General features: G+C 45.0%; 9 protein-coding genes. 8 read left to right on the top strand and 1 reads right to left on the bottom strand.

Annotation, left to right across the window (positions count from 1 at the left end; translation table 11 throughout):
- Positions 1-170: 170 nt before the first annotated feature.
- Complete coding sequence (locus tag N4310_RS04530) at positions 171-803, bottom strand: TetR/AcrR family transcriptional regulator (RefSeq protein WP_262092232.1); 633 nt, start codon at positions 801-803, stop codon at positions 171-173.
- A gap of 334 nt (positions 804-1,137) precedes the next feature.
- Here N4310_RS04530 and N4310_RS04525 point away from each other — a divergent pair, with 334 nt between their 5' ends.
- The 8 genes from N4310_RS04525 (at position 1,138) to N4310_RS04490 (ending at position 12,435) form a co-directional block, all read left to right on the top strand.
- Positions 1,138-2,499, top strand: coding sequence for a DUF1958 domain-containing protein (locus N4310_RS04525; RefSeq protein WP_262092231.1), 1,362 nt, complete (start codon positions 1,138-1,140; stop codon positions 2,497-2,499).
- 112 nt (positions 2,500-2,611) lie between these two features.
- Positions 2,612-3,775 carry an MFS transporter gene (locus N4310_RS04520; protein ID WP_262092234.1) on the top strand — a complete coding sequence of 388 codons (1,164 nt, stop codon included), beginning with the start codon at positions 2,612-2,614 and terminating at the stop codon, positions 3,773-3,775.
- Positions 3,776-3,806: 31 nt separating this feature from the next.
- Positions 3,807-4,778 (top strand): competence protein CoiA, encoded by a 972-nt coding sequence (locus N4310_RS04515; protein ID WP_262092230.1) that lies wholly within the window; start codon positions 3,807-3,809, stop codon positions 4,776-4,778.
- A 422-nt stretch (positions 4,779-5,200) separates the two neighbouring features.
- Complete coding sequence (pepF, locus tag N4310_RS04510; RefSeq protein ID WP_262092229.1) at positions 5,201-7,003, top strand: oligoendopeptidase F; 1,803 nt, start codon at positions 5,201-5,203, stop codon at positions 7,001-7,003.
- A complete protein-coding gene (locus N4310_RS04505) occupies positions 7,003-7,722 on the top strand; it encodes an O-methyltransferase (protein WP_262092228.1) in 720 nt (239 codons plus the stop codon). Before pepF ends, N4310_RS04505 begins: the two co-directional genes overlap by 1 nt.
- 66 nt (positions 7,723-7,788) lie before the next feature.
- Positions 7,789-8,730, top strand: a complete 942-nt coding sequence (locus N4310_RS04500) for a peptidylprolyl isomerase (protein WP_262092227.1) — start codon at positions 7,789-7,791, stop codon at positions 8,728-8,730.
- 273 nt (positions 8,731-9,003) lie between these two features.
- Positions 9,004-11,622: an alanine--tRNA ligase gene (alaS, locus tag N4310_RS04495; protein ID WP_262092233.1), complete on the top strand. Its 2,619-nt coding sequence runs from the start codon at positions 9,004-9,006 to the stop codon at positions 11,620-11,622.
- A 108-nt stretch (positions 11,623-11,730) separates the two neighbouring features.
- Positions 11,731-12,435: a CPBP family intramembrane glutamic endopeptidase gene (locus N4310_RS04490; protein ID WP_262092226.1), complete on the top strand. Its 705-nt coding sequence runs from the start codon at positions 11,731-11,733 to the stop codon at positions 12,433-12,435.
- Positions 12,436-12,568 lie beyond the last annotated feature (133 nt).

Below are 12,568 nucleotides of genomic sequence, written 5' to 3'. Positions count from 1 at the left end.
ACGCTTTGGTTTACGAATGAATTTGATTGCTGGTATTATCAATTTTGAAGGATAGTTAACGTTTCGCAGGAAGTCTATTCAAAAACCACACTGTAAGAGTCCCGTCTTGATTATTTTCAAGCCTGGGTCCTACAGTGTGGTTTTGCTTTAGCCATTCCAGCCTCCATCCCTCACCTATAATTCTGATAGAGTTTGTAGAGCATATCCGAATAAAATTGGGCAGGGCTGGAAGGGGAGTCGCTACCAAAGAAGTCTAGTTTTTCCTCAACCTGGATTTGGGCGAAGAAGTCGTAGTTGGCGATGGTTGAAATCAGTAGGTAATACTTGCGAATGGCGCTCCAAATTTCGGAGTCGGGGGTTTCTGGAAATTGTTGTTTGAAGATTTGGAACAGGGTTTTGAAAAAAGGTCTGACCTCTGCTCGAAATTGCAGTAGATCCTCAGCTGTCTGGCTGCAATGAAGATTGGTGAAAGGGACGGACAGGAGTTTCATAAAGAGGGGTCTGTTTAGAACCAGTTGGATGAGGTCCATGCAAAAATCTTCCAATGATAAAGGGTCTCTAAAATGATTCTGGATATCGATTGCGAACCCTAAGCCTTCCTCCTTCAGTAAATGGAGAAGAAGAGCATCCTTAGATGGAAAGTAGGTATAGAAGGAAGGTCTGGAGATGTCTAGTTGCTTGGCGAGGCTGACCAAGGAAATCTGGTCATAGGATTGTACTAGAAATAATTTGCGTGCGGCATTGAGGATATCTTGGTAGCGCTGTTCAATCGCTTCTTGAGAACGGGCACGTTTCTGAGGCATGTTGTTATCCTTTTAGATTTATTTATTTTAGTGTATCATACTTGATAAAAGATGGAATCTTTTTTGATTTCTTTTTGGATTTATTCTAAATAAAAGTAAGGGGGAGTGGGACAGAGACTTTTGTCCCAGACTCAAACTCCAATCAAAATCAGGATACTCGCAGAAGATAAAAAGATGACGAGGGTAGAACTACGGTTTATCAAGGAGATTTGACAGGATTGAATTTTGAAATTCAATGAGTATAAAGATAGAGGTGAGTTTTTTTCAAAAATCTCGACCTAGGAAGCTGGTAGAAAGTATGATAAAATAGAAACGATTGAAAAGAAGGAGATAGATGATGAAAAAGCTAGGAGTTCTGTTACTGGCTGCTGCCTTGACAATGGCACCGGTAGTAGCATCAGCAGATGAGTTGATGGACCTCACTCGGGAAATGTATCCAGAGGTATTGGAGATAAATCGTCCCAAGTCTTCCATTATTGTAGATGCTAAGACCGGTGATGTGGTTTGGGAAGATAATGCCGATTTGCCACGTGATCCAGCCAGTATGAGTAAATTGATGACCCTCTACTTGGTCTTTGAAGCCCTGGAGAAGGGAGAAATTTCCAAGGATGATGTGATTACGGCAACTCCCCGTGAGCAGACCATTTCAGGAATCTATGCTATTTCCAATAACAAAATTGTTGCCGGTGTCGACTACACCATTGATGAATTGATTACCATGACGGCGATTCCGTCATCCAATGTAACAACTGTCATGCTGGCTGATTATCTATCTAATGGCGATGCTGATGTCTTTTTGGATAAGATGAATGCAGTCTCTCAACAAATGGGCATGACTAATACCAAATGGTACAATGCCAGCGGTGCAGCGGCCAAGGCTTTCAGTGGTTACTATACCCCACAACGTTATGACATCACCAAGGAGAACCAGACAACAGCGCGTGATATGGCCATTCTGGGCGTAAACTTTGTCAACAAGTATCCCGATATTTTAAACTATACAAAAGATCCAGTGGTGACGGTGAAAGCAGGAACACCTTATGAAGAGACTTTTGAAACCTATAACTACTCAGTTGAGGGAGCTCTTTATGGAATGAAGGGGGTAGACGGTTTGAAAACCGGTTCCAGTCCAGCTGGTGCCTTTAACTATATTGCGACTGGTGAGCGTGATGGTCAGCGCTTTGTCGAATTGATTATGGGAGTTGGTGACTGGACTGACCAAAATGGTGAATACTATCGTCACCCATTTGGAAACGTCCTCTTAGAAAAAGCCTTCAAGGACTATGAATATAAAAAAGTCTTGGAAAAAGGGCTTGTCGGAGTCGATGGTCAAAAATATAAGGTTGACCAAGATGTCTATGCAACCCTTAAGAAAGGAACGAATGCAAAACTGTCTGTTACAGATGGAAAACTGGTTGTTGAAAATGGCCTCAAACCAATTAACCAACAGTTAGATGTGACTTACAAGGTAACAGAAGATAAGTCCCTCTTTGCGCCTGCTCAAAAAGCAGAGGATGTGGCTAAAGGTCAGGTCGGCAAGAAGAGCTGGTTAGCCGGTCTTTTTGCCAACTATCAATGGTTATTGTTGTTTCCTATCTTGTTGTTACTAGCCCTGATTATCCTCTTGGTCCGCCTCCTCTTCAGTAAAACGGGAACAGGTAAAACCAAGAAGAAGTCTGATAAAGGTAAAAAATAGCCTGATAGAATATTGCTTGTAAATTTTCACTAGATGGGAGTGGGATCCTAAAGGATGGAGATGTCCTTTCGTTCCCCCTCCCCTCATTTTTGTTTATCCTAGAAAGGAGATCCTGGTGCAGCGTTCTGCCTCACTTTATTTTCGTTATTTTCTCATGTATACCTTTTTCTACCTGTCCTGGGCCTTATTCTCAGCCATCTTGTCTATCTATATGTTGGACTTGGGCTATTCGGCCAGTCAGGTGTCGCTGGTGGTCTCGGTGTCCTTTTTCACCTCTGTCTTATCTCAGCCGGTGATGGGCTACTTAAATGACCGTTTGGGGATCAAGCCGGTGACCGTTGTTGGTCTGGGCTTGGCCTTGGCTGGTGGTGTAATCTTCCTCCTGTCCAATCAACTATGGGGCTTGGTCCTGGGCTATAGCTTGGCCATTATGATGATCAATGGGATCAATCCGGTCATGGATCTCTTAGCTGCCAAATCACCCTATAAGTATGGTTCGATTCGTGTCTGGGGGACGATTGGTTATGCGACTGGAACCCAGCTGGCTGGGGTGCTCTACCAGTTAATTCATCCGCAAGCGATTTATGTAGCTTTCTTGGGAACCTTGTTCTTGTCCATTTTAGGAGTTCTAGGGTTGCCGATTGAGAAGGAAGATATCCCAGTCAAGCAAAAGCAGGAAGAGTCTTTTTTGAATGATGTGCTCAAGAACAAGTCTTATCTGTTAGCCTTGGCTATTATTGCCCTCTTTTCCGGAGTTGCCAATGTCGGACATACCTATATTCCGGCCATGCTGGAGGCCAGTGGTCTGACGGTTAGTCAAGCCTCAACTATTGTTTCACTAGCGGTGATTTGTGAAGCCCCCTTGATTTTTTATTCTTACCTATTTATGGATCGCTATCCCAGCAAGGTCTTAATCTTGTTCCCGCTCTTTTTCATGACCCTCCAATTTGTTTTCTTTGGCTTGGCCAGTCCGCTGAGCTTTAAGATTTTTGGAACCCTCCTTGCCAAACATGCAGCCAATATGACCCTAATTATGTTGACCTTGAAACTGGTCAACACCTTGGTTGGTCCGCGTTTTGTGATGACCGGGATGGCCTTGATCCAGACAGCCAAAAGCCTGCTGTCGATTGTGGTTCAAACCTGGGCTGGTTGGCTGATCGATAGCTCAGGCTATGAACTCATGTCCTGGGTTATGGTTGGTCTCCTGTTGCTGGTCTTCTTCATGGTTCCCTTTTTGCGTGTTGATGAATCAAAAGGTGAAAAATTGTTCTCCTAAATCCGAATAAGGAAGTGAAGGGAGAAAAAGGATGTTTCAAGCCATCGATGCCAAGGGGCAGTTGCATCATCTACTAACAGATCCTCTCCCACAAGGAGGGGTCTTTTTTTGTCCAGGCTGTAAACAGGAGCTAGTTTTGAAGTCAGGGCGACAGATCCGGCCTCATTTTGCCCACAAAGTGGGCCAGGCCTGTGAATGGGCTACCTTGAATGAGGGAGCCGAGCACCTTAACCTCAAGGCCGCTCTGTTTGATTGGGGTCAAATCCATGAAGCGACTGCCCTTGAGGTGGGTCAGGCCGAAGGGGCTGTGGTTTCAGACCTATTGTTGTCGCAGAATTTAGCCCTGGAGATTCAATGCAGTCCTCTGAGCCCTCAAGACTATGGGCGGCGGAGTCAGGTTTACCAAGACTTGGATCTGCCAGTAGTCTGGCTCCTGGGTTCGAAGCATTTTTTTAAGGGGCGGCTGACAGAGTTACAAAGGCTCTGCTTACAGTTTAGTCCCAGCTGTGGCTATTTTTTCTGGAACCTGGATGGGGAGAAGCAGGAGTTAGTCTTACACTATCTCCTGCACCAGGACTTACACGGTCGTTGCCAGGGACTGGTTGCAGTTTTCCCCTTTTTTCAAAAACCTTTACGAGAGGTCTTACGGTGGCCCTACCAGCAACGGCAACTTAGATCCTTTGAGGGGCGGTTAGATTGGCACTTCCCCCGCTATCTGGCTAAGCAATTGCAGTACCGAAATTCCTATTGGGTGGAGCAGCAACTACTGGCTTATCAAGCGGGCCAGAATTTGTTGACCCGCAGTTTAGCGGACTGGTATCCGCAGCTTGTGCCCGTCAAACCGGTAGAGGGATTCCGCTTGCAGTCAGACTTAGAGAGGGACTATGAGCAACAGTTTCTAGCCTTTTATGCGCAATCAAGTTCTGTTTACAGACAGGTTCTTTATTCTCCTTTTTATTACAAGAGAGAATGTGATAAAATAGGGACTATGGGGGGAGAATAGCAGCTAGAGAAGATAAAAGACTATATTTGGGTTTCTAACATCTTTGTACGTAACTACATTTGTTATGAGTGTGGATTTGTGGGAGACCGGGATGAAAACGCAGTTGCCAATCTTTTGGCCTTAATGTAAAGCAAGCCGGGGTGGGCTACACCCTTAGACTAACAGAGTTAGTCACTGTCATTATCCTCTTGTAGGATATGGAAACACTAATGGTGACGGTAGTAAATAAAATGAAGAAAGGAAGTCTATATATTCTTTCTCAAATGTGGTTAAATTTATGGGGACCTCTAAAAACTAAATTTCTGAAAATCTAAATGTTGATTTATCAGGTTTGAGTGATTCAATTTGAAGAAAAACTGGGGCTTTTAGAGGTCCCCTTATAAATGACTACGTTTGGTTATATTTTATATAGCAGGAATCTTATGAGCAAAGAACGTCATGAAATACAAGAAAAATATACCTGGGATTTGACCAGTATTTTTGCGGATGATCAGGCTTGGCGCGAGGAGTTTGCTTCCTTGGAGGCGGATGTGGCCAAGGCTGCTGACTTAGAGGGCCAGCTTTTGGAGTCAGCCCAACGTCTATTGGACATTACTGAACTACAACTGGGGCTGATGCGGAGACTGGAAAAATTATTCGTGTATGCGTCCATGAAGCAGGATGAGGACACGCGTGTGGCAGCCTATCAGGAACTCTATTCGCAAATCAATGGTCTTGCGGCGCGTTTTGGCCAGACCTTTGCCTTCTATGAACCTGAGTTTATGGAGGTGACGGAAGAGCAGTTGGCAGCCTTTATGGAAGAGCAGCCAGCTTTGGAACTTTACCGTCATTACTTTGAGCGCTTGCTGGTCCAAAAAGAGCATGTCTTGAGTCCCAAAGAAGAAGCCTTGTTGGCTGGAGCTGCGGAAATTTTTGGTTCTGCCTCTGAAATGTTTGAAATTCTGGACAATGCGGACATTGTTCTGCCGATGATTGAGGATGCCGACGGACAGGCTGTGCAGTTAACTCACGGCAACTATATTCACTTTATGGAGTCTGACGACCGCCGTGTGCGTAAGGATGCTTTTGAAGCCCTCTACAGTGTTTACCAACAGTATCAGCATACCTACGCGAAAACGCTTCAGACAACGGTTAAGGTGCATAACTACCAGGCTCAGATGCGCAAGTACCAATCTGCGCGTCAGGCAGCCCTAGCAGCTAACTTTGTTCCAGAGTCGGTTTACGATACCTTGGTAACAGCGGTCAATCGTCACCTGCCCCTGCTCCACCGTTATGTGAAACTCAAATCACGGATTTTGGGACTGGAAGATATCCGCATGTATGATGTCTATACGCCTTTGAGCCGTAAGAATCTTTCCATTTCTTACGAAGAATCTTTGGAAAAATGTAAAGAGGTGCTTGCGGTTCTCGGAGACGATTACCTGGCTAAGGTTGAAGATGCCTTTGGCAATCGTTGGATTGATGTTTATGAAAACAAGGGCAAACGCTCCGGTGCCTATTCCGGTGGATCTTATGACACCAAGGCTTACATGCTGTTGAACTGGCAGGACAATCTAGACAATCTCTATACCTTGATCCACGAAACAGGGCATTCCATGCATTCCAGCTACAGCCGTGAAAGTCAGCCGTTTGTGTATGGGGACTATTCGATTTTCTTGGCTGAGATTGCCTCAACGACTAATGAAAATATTTTGACAGAGAAATTACTCGCTTCCGTGGAGGATAAGGAAAGCCGTTTTGCTATTCTGAACCACTACTTGGATGGCTTCCGTGGTACCGTCTTCCGGCAAACGCAGTTTGCGGAATTTGAACAACTGATCCACCAGGCAGATCAGGAGGGGCAGGTCTTGACCAGTGATTTCCTCAACCAGGCCTACGCGGATTTGAATGCCAAGTACTATGGCTTGGCTGCCGAAGAGAATCCACAAATTCAATACGAATGGGCGCGGATTCCGCATTTCTACTATAATTACTATGTCTTCCAATATGCGACTGGTTTTGCGGCAGCATCAGCCTTGGCGGATAAGATTGTTTATGGAACAGATGAGGATCGCGAAGCCTACCTCAATTACTTGAAGGCTGGAAATTCTGATTATCCACTAGCGGTAATGGCCAAAGCGGGAGTTGATATGGAGGCTGAGGCCTACCTCAATGATGCTTTTGCGGTCTTTGAGCGTCGCTTGGATGAGTTGGAAAGCTTGGCGCAAGAGCTAGGAGTTTTGTAATGGTTAAAACCTACTCGGAACACTCCAATCCCAACATGCGTCGGCCTGTGGTCCAGCAAGGAATTGTTGACTTTATGCGGAACCAAGATCAGGCTTTGCCGGCTTTTTTGCAGGAACTGCAAGACTTTGCGGCAGCTGAGAATGTGCCGATTATTCCCAAGGAAACCGTGGCCTTCTTCCGTTTCTTTTTACAGGCTGTGGCTCCCAAGCGGATTTTAGAGGTCGGAACTGCGATCGGCTTCTCAGCCCTCATGATGGCAGAAGCTCTTCCAGAAGCGGAAGTGGTGACCATTGATCGCAATCCAGAGATGATTCAACTAGCCCAAGAGAACTTTGCTCGCTTCCAAGAGGGGAATCGTATTCGTCTCTTGGAAGGAGAGGCCCAGGGACTGTTACAGGATCTGAAGGGCCAGTCTTTTGACCTTATCTTTGTCGACTCTGCTAAATCCAAGTATGTGGTTTTTTTACAGGATCTTCTTGATCTATTACCCCAGGGTGGTATTTTGATTTTTGATGATGTTTTCCAAGGGGGAGATATTGCCAAGCTACCGGAGGACATTCGTAGGGGCCAACGGGCCATTTACCGTGGTCTGCATAAGTTATTTGAGGCGGTGGGCCAGCATCCAGACCTCATGGTTTCTTATCTACCCCTAGGCGATGGGCTTTTGATGGTCAAAAAAGAGGCGGATTTGGTGGAAATTTCCCAAGAAGCTCTCTGATTAAGCCGCAATTAAGTCAAGATATGGTATAATGGCAAAGTTATTGTAAAAAGGAGTGAAACAAGGATGAAAAAAGTAAAAATTGGTGCTATCACGCTCTTGTCTGTGATAGCCCTCGCAGCCTGTGCGCGTGAGACCAATAACAACACGGATGTGATTACCATGAGAGGGAATACCATCACGGTTGCGGAATACTATGACAAGGTTAAAAATAATACCCAAGCTCAACAAGTTCTTCTCACTATGACCATTAATGAGGTCTTCGAAGCTAAATACGGAGAGAAGGTCACTGACGAGGAAGTTTCTGAAGAGTATAATAAGAGCGCCCAGACCTACGGTGATCGTTTCCAACAAGTCTTGGCTCAAGAAGGATTGACAACGGAAACTTATCGCGAACAAATCCGTACCAACAAATTGGTTGAGTATGCGGTAAATGAAGCTGCCAAAAAAGAGTTGACGGATGAGAACTACCAAGCAGCTTTTGAAAACTATACACCAGAAGTAACAGCACAAGTGATTCGGACGACCGATGAAAATAAGGCTAAAGAGGTAGCTGAAAAAGCTAAGAAAGGGGATGATTTTGCCCAGTTGGCAAAAGACAATTCGAATGACGAAGAAACTAAGGAAAAAGGCGGCGAAATGAAATTTGATTCTGCTTCAACCGCCCTTCCGGAAGATGTTAAAAAGGCAGCCTTTGGCTTGGACAACAATGGAGTTTCAGATGTTATCAAGGTGACCGATAGTTCAACTCTATCTACGAGCTACTATGTGATTAAGGTAACCAACAAAACTCAGAAAAAAGACTCTTGGAAAGACTATCAAAAACAGCTTGAAAGCATTATCCTAGCTGGAAAACGGACTGATGCAGCCTTTATCCAAAGTGTTGTGGCCAAGGAAATGGAAGAAGCGAATATTAAGGTCAAAGACCCAGCCTTCCAAAATGCCTTTTCTCAATACATGAATGCGACTGGTGAAGCTGTTGCAGACTCTAGCTCTGAAGAAAAATAGTTGACAAATAGGCAACTTGGAGTATAATGAGAGTGTATCAAGAATGGATAAAACAGACAATTTTTCAGAGAGGTAGCGGTTGGTGCAAGCTACTAGTTGTGTCTTATCTTGCTACTTGAGAGATTTTTTGAATAGTTGCAATAAGGATGACAAGTTCATCGAAGGAAGGTGGTACCGCGTTGAGACGCCCTTCATCGATTGAACTTGTCTTTTTTTGCAGATTCCTTATTTCCTACTAAGTGAAATAGCAATTAACATAAAAGGAGAATGACAATGAAATATATGACCAGTGCTGAAATTCGCCAGATGTGGTTAGACTTTTGGGCTTCCAAGGGCCATGCCATTGAACCGTCAGCGAATTTGGTTCCGGTAAACGACCCAACCCTACTATGGATTAACTCAGGGGTTGCAACCTTGAAAAAATATTTTGATGGTTCTGTAATTCCAGAAAATCCTCGGATTACCAATGCTCAAAAATCCATCCGGACTAATGATATTGAAAATGTTGGTAAAACAGCTCGTCACCACACCATGTTTGAAATGTTGGGGAATTTCTCGATCGGCGATTATTTCCGGGATGAGGCGATTACCTGGGCTTGGGAACTCTTGACCAGTCCTGAATGGTTTGCTTTCCCTAAAGAAAAACTCTACATGACCTATTATCCAGCGGATAAGGATTCTTATAATCGTTGGATTGAACTAGGGGTTGAGCCAAGTCATTTGGTTCCAATTGAAGATAACTTCTGGGAAATTGGAGCAGGTCCTTCTGGTCCGGATACGGAAATTTTCTTTGACCGTGGGGAAGACTTTGACTCTGAAAAGATTGGTCTGCGCTTGTTGGCGGAAGATATTGAAAATGATCGCTATATCGAAATTTGGAATATTGTTTTGTCTCAATTTAACGCAGATCCAAGTGTGCCACGGAGTGAGTACAAGGAATTGCCACATAAAAATATTGATACCGGGGCTGGTTTGGAGCGTTTGGTAGCGGTGATGCAGGGGGCTAAAACCAACTTTGAAACGGATTTGTTTATGCCGATTATCAAGGAGGTTGAAGCTTTGTCTGGTAAGACCTATGATCCAGATGGCGATAACATGAGTTTCAAGGTGATTGCGGACCACATTCGCTCCTTGGCTTTTGCGATTGGGGATGGCGCTCTTCCAGGAAATGAAGGCCGTGGTTATGTCTTGCGTCGTTTGCTTCGTCGTGCAGCTCGTCATGGTCAAAAACTAGGCATCCATGAGCCGTTCATGTACCGTTTGGTTCCAACTGTGGGGCAAATCATGGAGTCTTATTACCCAGAGGTGAGCGAAAAAGCCGATTTCATCCAGAAGATTGTTAAAAATGAAGAGGAGTCCTTTGCACGGACCTTGGCGGCGGGACAAGCCTATGCAGATGAGATTGTCGCTGAGATGGAGCAAGCAGGCCAAACGGTTATTTCTGGACAAGCGGCCTTTAAACTCTATGACACTTATGGTTTCCCAGTAGAACTAACCGAAGAAATCGCTGAAGAACGCGGCTGGACGGTTGATAAGGATGGCTTTGATCAAGAAATGAAGGCGCAACAAGAGCGGGCGCGGGCTTCGGTTGTTAAAGGGACTTCGATGGGTGGTCAAAATGAGACCTTGCAGGCCTTGACCGTTCCAAGTCGTTTCTTGTATGAGGCGCAAGAGGCGGATAGCCGTCTTGTGGCTTTGGTACAAGAAAATGTTGAAGTAGACGCTGTTGAAGCTGGTGAAGCTTATCTGATCTTTGAGGAAACACCATTCTATGCGGAAATGGGAGGTCAGGTTGCTGACCATGGTCAGATTTTGGGTGCCAACGGGCAAGTAGTGGCCAAGGTTGTCGATGTTCAGAAAGCTCCAAATGGTCAGCCTCTGCATAAGGTTGAGGTCTTGGCGCCGTTGGCTAAAGAGGATGTCTACCGTCTAGTTCTAGACAAGGATCGTCGCCGTCGTGTGATGCAAAATCATACAGCAACACACTTGTTGCATGCAGCCCTGCACCAAGTTCTTGGGAAACATGCGACCCAAGCAGGTTCCTTGAATGAGCAAGACTTCCTTCGTTTTGACTTTACGCATTTTGAAGCCGTTAAACCAGAGGAATTGGCGCAAATTGAAGCAGATGTCAATATCAAAATTAACGAAGCCTTAGCCGTTCAAACGGTTGAAACAGATATCGACGCAGCTAAGGATATGGGAGCTATGGCCCTCTTTGGCGAAAAATACGGAAAAGCTGTTCGTGTTGTTTCGATTGGCGATTACTCTGTTGAGCTCTGTGGAGGAACCCATGTTGGCAATACTTCCGAAATTGGCTTGTTCCGCATTCTAAAAGAAGAAGGAATCGGTTCTGGTACTCGTCGGATTGTGGCTGTAACTGGACGTGAGGCTTATAATTCTTATCGGGAAGAAGCTAAATTGCTGCAAGAATTGGCACGGCAAGTAAAAGCCCCACAAGTTGGTGATGTTCCAGCGAAAGTGGAGGCCCTTCAAGAACAAGCCCGCCAATTGCAAAAAGAAAATCGGGAGTTGAAAGAAAAAGCAGCTGCAGCTGCTTCTGGTCAAATTTTCCAAGATGTGGCAGAAGTCAAGGGTCTGCGTTACATTGCTAAACAGGTTGATGTCGCTGATGCAGGTGCCCTTCGTACCTTTGCGGACACTTGGAAACAAGGGGACTATTCTGATGTCCTTGTGCTAGTAGCAGCGATTGGAGATAAGGTCAATGTCCTGGTAGCTAGTCGTTCGAAAGAGGTTCATGCAGGTAACCTCATCAAGGAATTGGCACCGATTGTAGCCGGTCGTGGTGGTGGTAAGCCAGATATGGCCATGGCTGGAGGTAGTGACCAAGCAGCTATTCCAAATCTTCTTCAAGCAGTAGCTGGTCTATTGTAAAAAGAACCGGGAAGGAGTAGGAGCAAACAGATTCATTGGATTTGTTTCTCTCGCTCCTCTCTTACCAGCTGCCTACTCCACGATAAGATTGAATGCGGAGGTATCATGATGGTTTTAAAAAGTATACAAGTTCTGGGGCGAATCTTTGTCTGGTTCCTGCTGATTGCATTAGCTTCCCTTTTGAACGGCTTACCACTGTCTTTGGGCTTATTAGATCAGGACCTATCTGTTGGCCAGCAGTGGCTCGCGGTTGTTGTCTACTTAGCTTTTAGTTTTGCAATTATTTATTCCCTGTTGAAATGGTACTTTAACCAACCGGATGCAGGTTCGAAGTCCGCCCAGTTTGATGCCAGTCAATGGAAGCACCTATTCCTAGGCTGGGGAACCTTAATGGGAGCTAATATACTTTTTGGTATTTTCCGAAGCTCAGTAGGTCTAGAAGAGCAAGCTACGAATCAGCAAATCATTGTAGACGCCTTAGGATCCGTGAAGGAATTAGGGACCCCTTATTTAACCGTTTTTATGATTGGTATGGTCATTTTAGCCCCGCTGGCTGAGGAACTTGTTTTTCGTGGCTTGGGTTCCAAGTTTGTGTTTAGGGGGTGGCCAACCGGCTTGATTGCCTTCTTGACCTCGGTTACCTTTGGCTACCTCCATGTTATCAGTTTAGATTTGAATTTCATTCTGTCCTATTCTGTTATGGGCTATATATTTTATAGAGCCTTTGCGAGGCGGAACAATATTTGGGATTCCATTTGGCTACATATGCTGAATAATGCTTTTGCTTTTGCGATTATTCTCTTGCTTCCTTAGGGAATCGGGAATACACAAAAAATCACTCGGATTTTGAGATCCGAGTGATTTTTTGTGGTTCTTTGTCAAGTTGTGTGGAATCCCTGAAAACTGATAATATAGAATAAAGACAATCTTCCTTCCTCCCCTCCTT

The organism is Streptococcus danieliae (assembly GCF_025447695.1).
In the GTDB taxonomy this organism is placed as follows: Bacteria; Bacillota; Bacilli; order Lactobacillales; family Streptococcaceae; genus Streptococcus; species Streptococcus danieliae.
This window is presented reverse-complemented; position numbering and strand designations above follow the sequence as displayed.